Origin of the sequence: Flavobacterium sp. (assembly GCF_017985075.1) — a bacterium.
Taxonomy (GTDB): Bacteria; Bacteroidota; Bacteroidia; order Flavobacteriales; family Flavobacteriaceae; genus Flavobacterium.
This window is the reverse complement of record NZ_JAGNYF010000001.1, coordinates 1-17,547: the sequence shown is the minus strand read 5'-3', so window position 1 is coordinate 17,547 and position 17,547 is coordinate 1. Positions and strand designations below refer to the sequence as shown.

The following is a 17,547-nucleotide window of genomic DNA, read 5'->3' as shown; positions in this document are numbered from 1 at the left end:
AACAAATTATAGTGTAACTATTAGTTATTTTTAGTGTCTAATATTGATTAAAATTAACTAAAACATGAAAAAAATATTTTTAGCCGTACTAGGTTTATCTAGTTTTATGGCCACTGCACAGAAAGATTTCCAAGGAATGGCCGTTTACGAATCTAAAACGTCTACAGCGGAATTTGCTAAAAATTTTGACGGAAACAAAGACATGACTCCAGAAATGAAAACTCAAATTATGGAAAGAATGAAAAAAATGTTTGAAAAAACATTCGTTCTAAATTTCGATAAATCTTCGTCAATTTACAAAGAAGAAGAAAAACTTGATGCGCCTGGTCAAGGAGGTGGCGGTAGAATGATGGCGTCTTTTATGGGCGGTGGCGGAACGTATTTTAAAAACGTTAAAGAAAAACAATACACAGTTGATAAAGAAGTATTTGGAAAAGAATTTTTAATTAAAGACTCGTTACCAAATTTAAAATGGGTACTAAGTGACGAATCAAAAAAAATAGGCGATTATACTTGTTTTAAAGCGACAGCAGTTAAAGAAGCGAGTAAAACGGATTTTAGAAATTTTAGAAGAAAAAAAGAAGAACCTAAAAAAGAAACAGAGGAAGGAAAAGTTGACGAAAAAGCCACTTCTGAGAAAAAAGAAGAAAAGAAAACCAACTTTTTTGCTGAAATAGATATGCCAAAAGAAGTTACTGTAACTGCTTGGTATTGTCCAGAAATTCCTGTAAATCAAGGTCCTGATGAATATTGGGGTTTACCAGGTTTAATTATGGAAGTAAACGACGGAAAAACCGTAATTATGTGTTCGAAATTAGTACTGAATGTAAAAGAAAAAATCGAAATTAAAGCGCCAACTGGTGGTGATAAAGTCACTCAAAAAGAATATGACGATATTATGATTAAAAAAATGAAAGAAATGAGTGAAATGGGCGGCGGACCTGGATCAAGAGGTGGTATGCAAATGAGATTTTCTAGATAAGATATTAAAATATCAATTTATAGCCTCGTCCTCTACAATTAATAATTTCAATTGTAGTATCGAGGCTTAACTTTTTTCTCAATTTAGTTATAAAGACATCCATACTTCTACCACTAAAAAAGTCATCATTTCCCCAAACAGCGTTAAGGATTAAAGCTCTTTCAAGTACTTGCCCTTTATTATTTACAAAAAACTCTAATAATACAGATTCTCTGTTGGTAAGTTTATATATTTTATCGTTAAATATTAACTGCTGTGATTCTGTTTCAAATGTATAAAGTCCGATAGGAAATTTTGTAGAATTAGTATTCTGAATTTTATTGGTTAGTGCAATTATTCGTACAATTAACTCTTCGATGCTAAACGGTTTTTTTATATAATCATTACAGCCAATTTTAAAACCTTTTACTACATCTTCTGTTTGCGATTTAGCTGTTAAAAATAATATTGGAACGTTTTTGTTTGTTTGTCTAATTTCTTGTGCTAAAGTAAAACCATCTCTTTTGGGCATCATTACATCTAAAACAAGCGCATCAAAATTTGATTTTTTAAAGTGCTTCAGAGCAAGCTCACCATCTTCACATAAAATTACCTCAAAATTTCTGCTTTCTAAACTTTCTTTAATTATAATACCCAAAGATGCTTCATCTTCGGCAAGCAATATTTTAATTTTTTTATTCATTTGGCAGCGCTATCCTAAAATTAGTCTCATTTGTTCGAATTAAATCAATTTTACCTTTATGCATTTCGAGGATCGTTTTTGTATAATATAATCCAATACCGTATCCTTTAACATCGTGTAAATTTCCTTTTGGAATTCTATAAAATTTTTCAAAAATTTGATTTTCATCTGCCTTTGTAATGGAATTACCATTATCTTTAATTTCAATAATCAATAATTTTTCTGAATTAAAACAACTAATATCTATAATATCACCACCATATTTTATGGCATTATCTATTAAATTTGATATGGCATTTTCTAAGTAAAATGGATCTGCATTGTATAACATAACATTATCTTGAAAATGAAATGAAATCGATTTATTTGAAGTCATTAAATGTTTTTCTGTAATTGACTTAATAAAAGAAACCATATTTATTTGTTCCTTATTTAATTTAATTTCTTTGACATTTAATATAGCCGTTTCCAATATTTTTTCAACCATTTTTTCTAGTTTTTGCAACTGTATAAATGATATATCAATATATTTTTTGTTTTTAACTAGGTCATTATCTGGATTAAAATTACTCATTCCTTCTAAGGCAGAACCAATAGTTGTAATTGGCGTTTTAAATTCGTGTGTGATATTATTGATAAAATCATTTTTAATTTCGTCAATCTTTTTTTGCTTTTTAATGATAATAAGAAGAAAAAACAAACAACTTACTACCGCTAAAGAAAACAATAAAGACAAAATCAATTCTACACCCATACGATTAATAATAATGCTTTTTGAGTAATTATAATTAAGATAAACTGTCTCTTTAGGTTTGAAGTAAGTGGAATTCGGTTTGATTTGAAATGGTAATTTATTTTTACTTTTTAAGTAAGTAAAAAAAAGAGCGTCGTTTTTAAAATGACTAAATTCATAAGTTAAAACAATACTTTTTCTTTTTAAATCGGATTGAAAAATAGAGTCTAAAGTTTTATATTTAATGGTGTCATTAACAAATGTCATACTAATTTTATTGCGATACTTTTTGTTTTTATGAATGGAATCCATAGCTTTTTTCCCTTTCAAAACAGTAATATTGTCCTTTTTGTCTTTTTTAGCTATTATAAATTTATCTGAAACAATAAGAGAATCAGATTGTTTTATGGCTTTAGCATTTTTAGTAAAACTATAGTTTTTTGAAGAATCACGTTCAATTTGTACAGCACTTAATTTTATACTAGGAGTATTGATACTAAATGAATCTAAATTGTATTTTGGACTTGTTTTTTTTGACAAAAAAAGGGTATCTATTTTTGGAGAAACAACAGAGGCTATTCTAGTCTTCTTATTCTTTATGTCATTATAATTAAATGATAAATGAGTAAAATGGTTATTAGCCTTAGGCGTTTTCTTTTCTCTTTTAAGTTTTTTACCAAATATTGAGTCGGTTTTAATTTTATTCATAAAATCTTCAATTTGAATTGTAGAATCAGAACTAAAGACTGTTATGAATTTATCTTTTGAAGCTTCATCAAAATAAAGCTCTAAAGATTTATCGAAAGCAATTTGAATCTCATTTTTAAGTCTAACTTCGTTAGATTGATAATTCTTATAATTCCAATAGACTTGCAAACAAATTGTAAATAAAATTATCCCGGTAATAAAAGCGACTATTTTCTTAGTATTTAACTTCATTCTTCAAAGATATATACAATTTTATAATAAATATGAACGTTAACAATCGTTAACAATCATTAACGCTTGGTTAAAACAAAACAACTTTTCTTTGCATAATAACTAAAAAATGAAAAAATGAAAAAAAATGTTTTAATTACGCTATTTACACTAATCTGTACACATAGCTTCTCACAAAATTTCCAAGGAATAGCTTATTATACTTCAATTAGAAATATGAGTGATACTCAAATCTCAAGTTCAACTTTAGATCCTGGAATGCAAGAAAAAATATTAGAAAGTTTAAAAAAAGGAATAGAAAAAAACTATACCCTAACATTTAACGAGCAAGAATCAATTTATCAAACGGAAAAAAAATTAGATTCGCCACAACCAAATGGTGGAGAATTTCAAGTTCGATCTAATTTTTCAGGTAATGGATCAAAGTATTACAAAAATTTAAAAACAAATAATTTTATAAACGAAGGAGATATATTTGGGAAAGAATTTTTAGTTTGCGATTCACTTGAAAAAATGAATTGGATCATTAAAGATGAACAAAAGCAAATAGGAAGTTACAATTGCTATAAAGCACAAATTATAGTTCCAGTAACAGAAAAAGATTGGAAGAAATACGAAGAATCTAAAAAAAGAATAGAAAGTGGACAAACAAATTTTATTACATTAATTGAGCCTAAGGAAAAAATTATTGAAGCCTGGTATACTTTAGATATTCCAATTTCCAATGGACCAGATAAATTTTGGGGACTTCCAGGATTAATTCTAGAATTACATAATGGAAACACAACCATTTTATGTTCTAAAATTATTTTAAACCCAAAAGAAAAAACGGAAATAATTAAACCTAAAACAGGCAAAAAAGTAACTCAGAAAGAATTTGAGGAATTAAAAGAAGAAAAAATAAAAAGTATGACAAATGAAAATGGATTTATAGAACTTAAATCTAAATTCTAAAAATAAAATTTTTAAAATTTGTAACAAATAAAAAAAAAATAGTCTAATAATTATTTATAATATAAAAAATTCAAATTATGAAAAATATATCTAAATTCTGTTTACTACTTTTCTCTGCAACCCTTTTTGGGCAAGATTTTTATGGAAAAGTAGAATATCAAACCATTCAAAATAAATCTAAAAAAGAAGCTGTTTCTATTTCAAAAGAATCTGAAAAAGAATCGGCGAAAGATGCTTTAGCAGGAATAGATAAAGAAGCGTTTGAAGAAGCTATGAAAAAAGCATTTCAAAAAAACTATCTTTTAACATTCAATAAAAACGAAGCGCTTTTTGAGGAAATTGTAGAATTGGAAAAGCCAAAACCAGGACAAGGTGGGGTATCGGTTTCTATAAGTATGTCTGGTGATGGAGATAAATATATGAATACAAAAGAAAAAATTTCATATACAGAAGAAGATATTTTTGGTGATGAATTTGTGATAAAAGATTCGTTACCAAAAATTGATTGGCAAATAACCAACGAAACAAAAATAATTGGTGATTATAATTGCGTAAAAGCAACTTACATTGAACCTGTCTCTAAAAATGATTTAGAGGCATATGAACGTCAACAGGAAAAAATAAAGAACGGGAAAACTACTTTATTTCAAATGAAAAAACCAGAACCACAAACCATTACAGCATGGTACGCTAGTGAAATACCTGTTAGCTTTGGACCTAATGGCGTTTGGGGCCTGCCGGGATTAATATTACAATTGGAAAATGAAAACTATATTTACTTTTGCACCAAAGTAAGCTTAAAAAACAACGAAAAAGTTAAAATAAAAATTCCGAATTCTGGTAAAGTCATTTCCAAAAAAGAATACGAAAAATACGAAAAAAAAATGCAGAAACAAATGGAAGATAATGACGGTGAATTTATGATTCGTGAAATAAAAAACTAACAAACACACCTAAATGAAAAAAATAATTTTAGTACTAAGCTTGTTTCTTACTGGAATAAGTTATGCGCAATCGGTAAAGGTTTCAGGAATACTAAAAGATAGCGACAATTTGGTTATAGAGACCGCCAATGTAATGGCCATTAACCAAGTTACAAAAGCGATGGATGCGTATAATATTACCAGTGAAAAAGGGGAATTTTCATTAAACTTAAAAGCCAATACAGAATATATTATCAAAGCCGGTTATATTGGGTATGCGCCTTTTGAACAAAAAATTACGACAACAAAAGAAAATCAAAATTTTAATATTGTATTATCAAGTTCAAACACCATTGAAACGGTTGAAATTGTTCGAGAAATGCCTGTAAGAATTAGCGGTGATACTATTATTTATAATTCTGATTCGTTTACTAATGGAACCGAAAAAAAGTTAGAAGATGTGCTTAAAAAACTACCAGGCGTATCTGTTAATAAAGACGGTGAAATTTCCGTTGAAGGTAAAACAGCACAAAAATTAATGGTGAATGGAAAAGATTTTTTTGATGGAGATACGAAATTAGGTGTTAAAAATATACCTGCAGATGCTATTGACAAAGTACAAGTTTTAAGAAATTATAATGAAGTTTCTAATTTAAAAGGATTAGAAAACAATGAAGACAATATTGCTATTAATATTAAACTAAAACAAGGAAAAACTAACTTTTGGTTTGGTGATGTTTTAGCTGGTGAAGGAATTATCGACTCAAAAAACAGAGGAATTGTTAACCCAAAACTGTTTTATTATAATCCAAAATACAGTGTCAATTTGATTGGAAATTTAAATAATATTGGTGAGTTACCGCTTACCACGCAAGACTATTTTAAATTTACTGGTGGATTTAAAAATATGATGCGAAAAGGAGGTTCCAGTTTCAATGTTTCTTCAAATGATTTGGGAATTGTAGGAATGAGAAACAATCGTGCTAAAAATATTGATGCGAAATTTGGCGCAGCGAACTTCTCTTACAATCCATCGAAAGTATGGACAATTAGTGGATTTGGTATTTATTCGTACAACAAAACCGATTTACAAACCGACAATGTATACAATCGTGTCGATAAATTGCCGAATGGGTCTACCGTAAATATTACAGAAACACGTCAAGATAATTCCAGACAAAGAACTAATTTAGGATTGTTTAAATTAAGTAGTAGTTACGTGCCTTCTACTAAAATGCACTTGGATTATGATGCGTTACTAAAAACATCTGATCAATTGGAAAGACAAAATGTAGTATCAAGTTTACAAGGGAATATTTTAACCGAAAAAAACCAACAACCCATTTCATTAAATCAAAACTTAAACTACTATTATACACTAAACGACAAAAATGTATTTGCTTTTGAAATGCAAAATTTATTTCAGCAAGAAGATCCGTTTTATAATGCCAATTTACAAATACAACCATTTATTTTATCAGGATACAATAGTACTCAATCAAGAAACAACATCAATCAAAACCGATTTATTAAAACAAATAAAACGGATGCAAAATTTGATTACTACTATATGGTAACACCAAAAAGTAACATTAACGTTACCATTGGAAACACGTATTCGTATCAAAACTTTAACTCAAATATGTTTCAAACATTAGATAATGGCACACAAAATAATTTATCTGACAGCCAAAACACCAATAAAGTAAATTATGCCTTTAACGATGCTTTTGTTGGCTTACATTATAAAATGTTAGTGGGAAAATTTACTTTCAATCCAGGAGTTACGATACATCAATTTAACACCAGTGACACCCAATTGAACAGCGTAAATAATATGAGTTTCAATAGAGTTTTACCTGATTTTTACGCTTTATGGCAAATGAAAAAATCACAAACTTTGACATATAATTTTACATTATCTAACAATTTTACAGATGTAGTTAAATTAGCACAAGGGTATGTGTTTTCAAATTATAACAGTTTATATAGCGGAAATAGATTCTTAGAAAATTCAATTTCACAAGTACACTCTTTACGTTTCTTTAAATTCAGTATGTTTAATATGGAAAATATTTTTGCTAATATAACCTATACAAAACAAACCGAAATCATTACCAATCGTGCATTATTAACAGGTATTAATCAGGTTTCAAGTTCGGTAAATATCAATTCTAATTTTCCTAATGAATCACTTTCTGGAAATTTTAATTATGGACGATCTTTTGCCCGTTATTTTAAAGCAAATGGAGGCGCAAGCATAAGTAGAAGTACAAATAACAATATCCGTGTAAATCCAGATAATTCTGAATTTATTCAGAACACCAAATCATTTACACAAAATTATAAAATTGGGTTTTCAACAAATTTTAAAAAAATCCCTAATATAGAATTGGCATACGATTATACAGTTAACGATTTTCAAAACCAGATAAATTATGTAGATAATCCATCGGTTACATTAGAATATTTCTTTTTAGATGCCTTTTCTTTTACGTCTGAATACAATTTTTATCACAATAGAGATAAAGCGAAAACTTTTGATACTGAATATGATTTCTTAACCGCATCATTATCTTATCAAAAGAAGGATAGTAAATTTGAATATAAAGTTAGTGCAACCAACTTATTAAATACAACTGCATTAAACGACAATAGTTTTAATGCCTTAGGTGGTTCTACAAACTTTTCAAGTTTTTATGTTCAACCTCGTTTTGTGGTGTTTAGCTTAAAATACGTGTTATAATTAATACAAGTATAAAACCAAAAAACCCGATTTGCATCAAAAACAAATCGGGTTTTTTTATTGAATAAAAGAATTACATTCCTGTTCGAATGGCCTCTACAGGATCTAATCTTGAAGCTGAAATAGCGGGTAAAATCCCTGAAATTAATCCGATAATTATTGACAAACTTGAGCCTAATAAAATATTAAAAGAACTCAATACAAACTCAAAATCTAAAACGTTAGTTAAAACTATGGCAATTAACCAAACCAAAACGATTCCAATTAATCCACCAAACATAGCCAGAATTACCGCTTCAAATAAAAATTGAAACAAGATAAATCGGTTTTTTGCACCTAAAGCTTTCTGAATTCCAATTAAATTGGTGCGCTCTTTTACCGAAACAAACATAATATTTGCAATTCCAAAACCTCCAACTAAAAGAGAAAAAATACTTATTCCCCATCCTGCAAGATTCATATTTCCAATAATATCATCAATAAAATTGGTAAAACCAGACAAAATATTAACAAAAAAACTATTGATCTCTCCAGCTCTTATACCTCTAATACTTCGCATCTTATTGGTTAATTCCGCTTTAAATTCTTCAATATCGACACCAGATTTTGGTTTTATTAAAATGGCTGGTGTAAAATTTGCACTGTTGTCACCATACAATTTTCTTATATTATTTACAGGTAAAAAAACCGCCACATCATTAGAATCCTCAAAGGCGTTTTGACCCATTTTTTTTAATACGCCGATAACAGTATATCGTTGCCCGTATAACCGGATTTGCTTTCCAATAGGTTCACTACCTTTAAATAAACCTTCTGCTACTTCACTTCCAATTACAATTACGGAAGTTCCAGAATTGGATTCAGCTTCATTAAACAACCTACCTTTATCTACTTTAAACGGTTCAATTTCAAAAAAATCATTTGTAGATGGTTTCACTCGAATAGAATTTACCGTATTGTCGTCATATTTTATACTTTGATTATTCGTAAAAAAATTAAATGAAATTTTATCAATATCCGCCATGCTTTTTTGTAAATATTGAAATTCGTCATATTTTACATGTGGAAATTGGTCCCGCTTCCATTTTTCAACTTCTGTTGGTCCAAAAGAATATTTGAATAAATAAATGGTGTTTTTATCCATTCCGTCTAAACTGTCAACAATATTTTTCTTCAATGAATCCACTGCTGCTAAAACCGCAATAATAGAAAAAATACCAACAGTAACTCCAAGTAAAGAAAGAAACGTTCGTAATTTATTACTTATCAGAGCATTAAAAGCAAAAGCAAAACTTTCTTTAAGTAAACGAATATATAGTATCATAAAATGTATATCTTAAATATTTGTAGTCGAAAAGGAATATTTGTTACAATTTTTAGAGGAAAATTATTTAGAAATGTTTCTCATTTACAGTTTATAACTATTGGATTTTCTTAATCAAATTGTTACTTTTGCAGTTCAAAACAAACAACAACATAATGACTCACACAAAACAAATCAAATCGGCATTAATTTCTGTATTTGACAAAACTGGTTTAGAACCAATCATTAAAGCACTTCATCAAAATAATGTAACAATTTATTCTACAGGTGGTACCGAAGATTTTATTAAAAATTTACAAGTTCCTGTTGTAGCTGTAGAAGATGTAACTTCTTATCCTTCTATTTTAGGCGGTAGAGTAAAAACCTTACATCCAAAGATTTTTGGTGGAATTTTAAACCGTCAAGATCACGAAGGTGATGTAGCCCAAATGACAGAATTTGATATTCCTCAAATTGATTTGGTAATTGTAGATTTATATCCGTTTGAAAAAACAGTAGCTTCAGGAGCAAGCGAAGCTGATAGTATCGAAAAAATTGATATTGGTGGGATTTCATTAATTCGCGCTGCAGCGAAAAACTTTAAAGATACTGTGATTGTGGCATCTGTAGATGAATATACTACTTTCTTAAATTTTTACTCTGAAAATCAAGGTGCTACTTCTATTGAACAAAGAAAATTATTAGCTACTAAAGCGTTTCATACTTCATCAAATTACGATACTGCCATTTTTAATTATTTCAATACTGAAGATACGTATTTAAAAATTAGCGAAGAAAAAGGGCAAATTTTACGTTATGGTGAAAACCCACATCAAAAAGGATTTTTCTTTGGAGATTTTGATAAAATGTTTACCAAACTACACGGAAAAGAATTGTCTTATAATAATTTATTAGATGTTGATGCTTCTGTAAATTTAATCAATGAGTTTAAACATAATGATCCAACTTTTGCTATTTTAAAACATAATAATGCGTGTGGTTTAGCTACAAGAGCTACAATGAAAGAAGCCTATTTAGATGCCTTAGCAGGTGATCCTACTTCAGCATTTGGTGGCGTACTTATTGCGAATGGAAATATTGATGTAGCAACAGCTGAAGAAATAAATAAACTATTTTGCGAAGTAGTTATCGCACCATCATACGACCAAGAAGCTATTGATATTTTAGAAGAAAAAAAGAACCGAATCATTTTAGTCATTAACGATGTGGCTTTACCTGCCAAAAACATTCGTACGTGCTTAAATGGTGTTTTGGTTCAAGATAAAGACAATATTACCGATTCAGCTGAAATATTAAAAACAGCTACAAAAACAGCTCCTACAGCAGAAGAAATTGAAGATTTATTATTCGCTTCAAAAATTTGTAAGCATACCAAATCAAACACAATTGTTTTTGCAAAAAATCGCCAACTTTGTGCTTCTGGTACTGGACAAACCTCAAGAGTTGACGCCTTAAATCAAGCTATTGAAAAAGCCAAAACGTTTGACTTCGATTTAACTGGTGCCGTTATGGCAAGTGATGCTTTTTTCCCATTTCCTGATTGTGTAGAAATTGCAAATAAAGCAGGAATTACTGCAATTATTCAACCAGGAGGATCTATAAAAGATGAATTAAGTATTGACTATTGTAACGCTAATAATGTGGCGATGGTGATGACTGGAATACGTCATTTTAAACACTAAAAAACGCTAAAAAATACCGCTATTTTAAAACGCATTAAAAAATATTTTTTTAATGCGTTTTTATTTTAAATAATTCCAATTTATTTTTATACTTTTGTTAGTTGAATAGATTTACACAAAATACTAAACCCTTCAAATAAATATGGGATTTTTTGACTTTATGACCGAGGACATTGCAATTGACCTTGGTACCGCAAATACACTAATAATTCACAACGATAAAGTTGTTATAGACTGTCCTTCAATTGTTGCGAGAGATAGAATAACTGGAAAAATAATTGCTGTTGGTAAAGAAGCCAACATGATGCAAGGAAAAACCCACGAAAATATAAAAACAATTCGTCCACTAAAAGATGGAGTAATTGCCGATTTTGATGCGTCTGAAAAAATGCTTCAAATGTTAATTAAAAGCATTCCTGCATTAAAGAAAAAACTTTTTACGCCAGCACTTCGTTTAGTAATTTGTATTCCTTCAGGAATTACAGAAGTGGAAATGCGAGCTGTAAAAGAATCTGCAGAACGTGTTAACGGAAAAGAAGTATATTTAATTCACGAACCGATGGCAGCTGCAATTGGTATTGGAATTGATATTATGCAACCGAAAGGAAATATGATTGTCGATATAGGTGGTGGAACTACAGAAATTGCAGTAATAGCATTAGCAGGAATTGTTTGTGATAAATCTGTAAAAATTGCTGGTGACGTGTTTACCAACGACATTATTTACTACATGAGAACGCAACACAATTTATTTGTGGGAGAAACTACAGCGGAAAAAATTAAAATACAAATTGGTGCCGCAATCGAAGACTTAGAAAGTCCACCAGAAGATATGTCGGTTCAAGGACGTGATTTATTAACTGGAAAACCAAAACAAGTTGATGTTTCTTACAGAGAAATTGCTAAAGCATTAGATAAATCTATTCAAAGAATTGAAGATGCTATTATGGAAACGTTATCTCAAACACCACCAGAATTAGCCGCAGATATTTACAATACAGGTATTTATTTAGCTGGTGGAGGTTCTATGTTAAGAGGTTTAGATAAACGAATTTCATTGAAAACAGATTTACCTGTTTATATCGCTGAAGACCCTTTAAGAGCGGTTGTAAGAGGAACTGGAATGACACTTAAAAACTTAGCGAAGTACAAAAATATTTTAATTAAATAAGCACGTAATACATGCAGCAAATTATAATTTTTCTTATAAAAAACAGCTATAAATTGCTGTTTTTGCTGCTTTTGGGTATTTCATTAACGCTTACAATTAAATCACATTCTTATCATAGAAGTCAGTATATTAATTCTTCTAACGCATTTTCAGGTTATACTTATGGCAAAATAAATAATGTGAAAGAATATTTTGGATTGCAACAAAAAAATGAAGATTTAGCAAGAGAAAATGCACGATTAAAAGAAATTTTATTCAACAAAAAAGACACAATTTTAGAAAGTAAAATTGTAGTACCAAATATTTTATCGGATTTTGTTGTGAGACAAGCTAAAGTGATAAAAAATTCTTACACCAAACAAGAAAACTTTTTAACGTTAAGTAAAGGTTCATTTGAAGGTCTGAAAACCGACATGGCTGTAATTAGCGATAAAGGCGTAGTTGGAATAATTGAAAAAACATCTAAAAACTTCGCAACAGTTATCAGTATTCTTCATACCAAAAACCCATTAAACGGAAAGATAAAAAATTCTGATCATTTTGGTTCAATAACTTGGGACGGTAAAAATGTAGGCTATGTGCAACTTATTGATGTACCAAAATTAGCCACATTAAAAAAAGGCGATACTATTGTAACTGGTGCACAATCTGCGATATTTCCTGAAAACATTCCAATTGGAAAAATTGAACAAATATTTGCCGAAAAAACCAGTAACAAATTTGTTATCAATGTAAGACTTTTCAACGATATGACATCACTTGGTTATGTATATGTTATTGAAAATAAAAAGAAAAAAGAAAAAGAAACACTGGAAGCAGAAACAGAAAAAGATCCAACAAAGCAATAATGAATAATAACTTCATTTTAAATTTCATACGTTTTATTGTTTTACTAACAATACAAATTGTTGTGCTTGAACAAGTAAAATTAGGCGGTTGGATTAATCCTTATTTGTATGTGCTTTTTATTGTTTTATACCCAATTAACTCCAACAAATCTGGTTTTATTGCCGCAAGTTTTTGTTTGGGTCTACTTATGGATTTATTTTGTGACAGTGGCGGAGTACATGCAACTGCCTCGTTACTTTTAGCATACTTTAGACCTTTCTTCTTAAAGTTTGCATTCGGTTTAAGTTACGAATACCAAACCATCAGAATAGCCGATAAATTATCTGTAGACCGATTTACCTTTATTATGTCTGCAATCGTTTTTCATCATTTGATACTTTTTAGTTTAGAATTATACCGATTCGATTTGTTTTTTGAAATTATCACACGGACTATTCTGAGCACTATTTTCACATTTGCAATTTGTATTATTAGTATTTACTTGATTAAACCTAATAAACGATGAGAAAGACTTTATTACCAACCCTTATCATTATATCCGCTATCCTGTTATTGGTTCGTCTTTTTTATTTACAGATTATTGATGATACTTTAAAAATAAAATCGGAAAATAATGCCATTAAAATAAAATTCGATTTTCCTGAAAGAGGTTATATTTATGACAGAAACGGAAAGCTATTAGTAGCCAATCAGCCATCATATGACATTATGGTTGTTCCAAATGAAGTAAAAGAAATTGACACACTTGAATTTTGTAGAATCCTTCAAATTACAAAAGAAGAATTTTTAGAAAAAATAGGAAAAGCTAAAATTTATAGTCCAAGATTGCCTTCGCTTTTTCTACCGCAATTAAATAAAATGGAATTCGCTGGGTTTCAAGAAAAAATAAGAAAATACACGGGCTTTTATATTCAAAAACGATCTTTAAGAGAATATCAAACAAAACATGGCGCCAATATTTTTGGATTTATCACGCAAGTTAACGATGCAATTATAAAAGATAATCCCTATTATAAAAGTGGCGATTTAATTGGTAGACAAGGTGTTGAAGAAGCATACGAAGAAATGTTACGTGGGGTAAAAGGGGTGAAATATATACTAAAAGACAAACACAATAGAGAAATTGGCTCATACAAAGAAGGTAAATTTGATACCATTGCCAAACAAGGTAGCGATGTAACTTTATCTATAGATGGAGAACTACAAAAATATGGCGAAGAATTAATGATAAATAAGCGCGGTGGAATTGTAGCAATTGAACCAAGTACGGGTGAAATTTTAGCTTTAGTTACTGCCCCCTCATACGATCCAGCTTTATTAGTTGGTAGACAACGTTCAAAAAACTACACAAAATTATACAATGATTCCATTGCTAAACCATTATTTGACAGAGGATTATTGGGTGAATTCCCTCCAGGATCTCCTTTTAAAATTCTTACAGGTTTAGTAGGATTACAAGAAGGTGTAATTGACACCCAAACGTCATTTACGTGTAGCCATGGGTTTTCTTATGGGCGTGGTGCATTTATGCGATGTCACTGTCCAGGTGGTGTAGTGCAATTAAATTTTGGTATTTACAAATCTTGTAACACCTATTTCGCAAATGTATATAAACGTACCATTGAAAAGTACAAAAGACCTAAAGACGGAGTTGATGCTTGGGCTAATCACTTAAAAAGTTTTGGTTTAGGAAACTTTATGGGTTATGATTTACCTCCTGGTAGAAAAGGACATATTCCAACTTCAAAATTCTATGAACATTTTTATCCAAATGGTGGATGGCGTTCTACAACTATTATTTCAAATTCAATTGGTCAAGGGGAAGTTTCTATGACGCCTATTCAATTGGCAAATATGATGGCAACTATTGCAAATAGAGGCTATTATTACACCCCTCATATTATAAAAAACATCAAAGGAAAAAAAATTGATTCAAAATATACCACAAAACATATTACAACTATTGATAGAAGACATTTTGACCCTGTAGTAAATGGTTTATTTGATGTATACAATAAAGGAACTGCGTTTGGTTTAGGAGTTGACGGTTTAGAAATCTGTGGAAAAACAGGTACTGCTGAAAATTTTGCCAAAATAAATGGAAAACGCGTTCAGCTTGAAGACCACTCAGAGTTTGTAGCTTTTGCGCCAAGAATTCGCCCGAAAATTGCCATTGCAGTGATTGTAGAAAATGGGCATTTTGGAAACACTTGGGCTGGACCTATAGCTACTTTGATGATTGAAAAGTATTTAAATAAGAAAATTACTCGAAAAGATTTAGAAAAACGAATGTTAGAAGGAAATTTAAATTATCAATATCGAAAATTATATCAAAGTAAAGATTCCATTCACAAACCAAAGATAGATAAAGCAGATTCACTTAGAATGAAATTAAAATCTAAGAAAGAAGTAGAAAAGAAAAAAGTGGCGGAGAACAAAAAGTAATCATTTAATATTATATCTAAAAAATTCCAATACAAGCGGAAAATAAACACAAATGAAAAACCAAGATATAAGTAATTCCATCGATTGGATAACCATTTTGTTATACTTCATCCTAGTAGTTTTTGGATGGATGACTATATATTCTGTTACCGTTCCTGCTAATCAAGAATATACATTCGATTTTAGCCAGCATTATGGTCGACAATTAATTTTCATGTTAATTACAATTCCAATAATATTTTCCATATTATTTATAGATTCTAAAGTATTTGAACGATTTTCTCCTGTATTTTATGGAATTGGAATTGCACTACTTTTAGGTCTATTCGTATTTGGAGTAAGCAAAAAAGGACAAACTAACTGGTACCAATTCGGAGGATTTGGATTTCAACCTTCAGAATTTGTAAAAACCGCCGTAGCCTTGCTTTTATCTAAATATTTGAGTGATGCACAAGTAAATTTAGCTAAAAAGAACTTTCAATATATAGCGTTTGCAATTATTGGGCTTCCCGTAATACTCATCTTATTACAACCAGATACAGGAAGTGCAATGATTTTTTTATCCTTAATTTTTGTCTTATTTAGAGAAGGATTACCAGGTTGGTATTTATGGACTGGAGCCATTTCAATCGCTACTTTCCTTTTAGCACTTATCATTAAACCCATATATTTAATTTCATTTATTGGAATATTTATGGTGATTCATTTTATTTTTAATCGACTAATTTCTCGAAATCCTATTGTTTACGGATTAATTTTTATTGCAATTTCACTTTTTTCCTTTTCGGTTAGTTATGTATATGATAAAGTTTTAGAACCCCACCAAAAAGATCGTATTAATGTGCTTTTAGGAAAAGATGTAAATATGAAAGCCGAAGGATACAATTTAAATCAATCTATGATTGCCATTGGTTCAGGTGGATTTTTTGGTAAAGGCTATTTAGAAGGCACACAAACAAAAGGTGGATTTGTACCCGAGCAACATACCGACTATATTTTTACAACTGTAGGCGAAGAATGGGGTTTTGTTGGCAATGTATTAGTTATTGGATTATTTGTAAGTTTATTTTTACGAATATTATTCCTTGCAGAACGACAAAAAACAAGATTTAGTAGAGTGTATGGCTATTGTGTTGCCACGTATTTATTTACCCACTTTTTTGTAAATATCGCTATGCTTATACGATTGTTCCCAACTATTGGAGTACCACTACCCTTTTTCTCATATGGTGGTTCCAGTTTATGGGCGTTTACCATTATGCTATTTATTTTTATAAAATTAGATGCGAATAAAGTTAATGAGTGGTAACATTCGTTTATAACATAATAAAAAAGCCATTCAAATTGAATAGCTTCTTATTATAAATCTTTAAACTATTTTGAAGCTAATTTTTCTTTTACTTTTTTCTCCTTTTTAGTTTTAACAACAGGTTTGTTAGTATCTAAAACGGTTAAATCAGTAAGTACATTTAAGGTCTCAGTCATGTAAATATCTTTAACTAATTCAGCATGCCATCTTTCACGCTTTTCTTTCAGTAATTCGTCACTCGCCATCAATTCTAATTCGTAGGGTAACGAATTAAAATTTAGGTTGTTTTTAAATTTATCAAGACTCTTAAATTTTTTAGTTTGCGATTCAATATCGGCAATTTCTTTTTTATACGCAGCATAATTTAAACTTATAGAATTGTCTTCTTTTCTATCATTAATCCATTTTGCATTTTCAGAAATTAAATTAAAGTTATCATTCGTTGCAATTCTTTTTTTACTGTTAGCAATTACTTTATCAAAACTTACCTGTAAAGGCGTGTAATTTGCAGGTTCGATTTTATCCCAAGGTAATGCACTTTTTTCATCTTTTTCACCTGTTTGCATATAGCTAAAACGATCTGGCATTACAATATCACTTTTCACACCTTCTAATTGTGTAGAACCACCACTAACTCTATAAAATTTTTGAGTAGTAGTTTTTAAAGCTCCTAAATCACCATATTGATTACCACGAACAAATTCGTTTAATTCAAATACATTCTGAACTGTTCCTTTTCCGTATGATTGTTTACTTCCAATAATAATTCCTCTATTATAATCCTGAATTGCAGCTGCAAATATTTCTG

At 29.8% G+C, this 17,547-nt stretch carries 14 protein-coding genes; 10 read left to right on the top strand and 4 right to left on the bottom strand.

The window, feature by feature from the left end; all coding sequences use genetic code 11:
- Positions 1 to 64 precede the first annotated feature (64 nt).
- Complete coding sequence (locus KA468_RS00070; RefSeq protein ID WP_291240912.1) at positions 65 to 982, top strand: GLPGLI family protein; 918 nt, start codon at positions 65 to 67, stop codon at positions 980 to 982.
- Positions 983 to 986: 4 nt separating this feature from the next.
- Here the strand turns inward: KA468_RS00070 and KA468_RS00065 are convergent, their stop codons facing one another.
- Together KA468_RS00065 and KA468_RS00060 are read right to left on the bottom strand one after the other, a co-directional pair.
- Positions 987 to 1,664: a response regulator transcription factor gene (locus KA468_RS00065; RefSeq protein WP_291240911.1), complete on the bottom strand. Its 678-nt coding sequence runs from the start codon at positions 1,662 to 1,664 to the stop codon at positions 987 to 989.
- Complete coding sequence (locus tag KA468_RS00060; protein ID WP_291240910.1) at positions 1,657 to 3,336, bottom strand: HAMP domain-containing sensor histidine kinase; 1,680 nt, start codon at positions 3,334 to 3,336, stop codon at positions 1,657 to 1,659. Before KA468_RS00060 ends, KA468_RS00065 begins: the two co-directional genes overlap by 8 nt.
- 117 nt (positions 3,337 to 3,453) lie before the next feature.
- Between KA468_RS00060 and KA468_RS00055 the strand changes: the two genes are divergently transcribed.
- From KA468_RS00055 to KA468_RS00045, 3 genes are all read left to right on the top strand, one after another.
- A complete protein-coding gene (locus KA468_RS00055; protein WP_291240909.1) occupies positions 3,454 to 4,290 on the top strand; it encodes a GLPGLI family protein in 837 nt (278 codons plus the stop codon).
- A gap of 77 nt (positions 4,291 to 4,367) precedes the next feature.
- Positions 4,368 to 5,234, top strand: a complete 867-nt coding sequence (locus KA468_RS00050) for a GLPGLI family protein (RefSeq protein WP_291240908.1) — start codon at positions 4,368 to 4,370, stop codon at positions 5,232 to 5,234.
- A gap of 13 nt (positions 5,235 to 5,247) precedes the next feature.
- On the top strand, positions 5,248 to 7,959 hold the full coding sequence (locus KA468_RS00045) for a TonB-dependent receptor (protein WP_291240907.1): 2,712 nt from the start codon (positions 5,248 to 5,250) through the stop codon (positions 7,957 to 7,959).
- 73 nt (positions 7,960 to 8,032) lie between these two features.
- Here the strand turns inward: KA468_RS00045 and KA468_RS00040 are convergent, their stop codons facing one another.
- Entirely contained in the window at positions 8,033 to 9,283 is a 1,251-nt protein-coding gene (locus tag KA468_RS00040; protein WP_291240906.1) for an ABC transporter permease, read from the bottom strand.
- A gap of 155 nt (positions 9,284 to 9,438) precedes the next feature.
- Here KA468_RS00040 and purH point away from each other — a divergent pair, with 155 nt between their 5' ends.
- From purH to rodA, 6 genes are all read left to right on the top strand, one after another.
- Positions 9,439 to 10,965, top strand: a complete 1,527-nt coding sequence (purH, locus tag KA468_RS00035; protein WP_291240905.1) for a bifunctional phosphoribosylaminoimidazolecarboxamide formyltransferase/IMP cyclohydrolase — start codon at positions 9,439 to 9,441, stop codon at positions 10,963 to 10,965.
- A gap of 142 nt (positions 10,966 to 11,107) precedes the next feature.
- Positions 11,108 to 12,136 (top strand): rod shape-determining protein, encoded by a 1,029-nt coding sequence (locus tag KA468_RS00030; protein ID WP_291240904.1) that lies wholly within the window; start codon positions 11,108 to 11,110, stop codon positions 12,134 to 12,136.
- A gap of 11 nt (positions 12,137 to 12,147) precedes the next feature.
- Positions 12,148 to 12,984, top strand: coding sequence for a rod shape-determining protein MreC (gene mreC, locus KA468_RS00025; protein WP_291240903.1), 837 nt, complete (start codon positions 12,148 to 12,150; stop codon positions 12,982 to 12,984).
- Entirely contained in the window at positions 12,984 to 13,490 is a 507-nt protein-coding gene (locus tag KA468_RS00020) for a rod shape-determining protein MreD (protein ID WP_291240902.1), read from the top strand. The genes mreC and KA468_RS00020 overlap by 1 nt, the downstream gene beginning before the upstream one ends.
- Positions 13,487 to 15,430 (top strand): penicillin-binding protein 2, encoded by a 1,944-nt coding sequence (locus KA468_RS00015; protein WP_291240901.1) that lies wholly within the window; start codon positions 13,487 to 13,489, stop codon positions 15,428 to 15,430. The genes KA468_RS00020 and KA468_RS00015 overlap by 4 nt, the downstream gene beginning before the upstream one ends.
- A gap of 52 nt (positions 15,431 to 15,482) precedes the next feature.
- Positions 15,483 to 16,739 (top strand): rod shape-determining protein RodA, encoded by a 1,257-nt coding sequence (gene rodA, locus KA468_RS00010; protein WP_291240900.1) that lies wholly within the window; start codon positions 15,483 to 15,485, stop codon positions 16,737 to 16,739.
- Between the two features lie 65 nt (positions 16,740 to 16,804).
- On the opposite strand, the gene KA468_RS00005 is transcribed toward rodA, so the two are convergent.
- A partial coding sequence (locus KA468_RS00005; RefSeq protein WP_291240899.1) for a carboxy terminal-processing peptidase occupies positions 16,805 to 17,547 on the bottom strand: 743 nt, incomplete at its 5' end.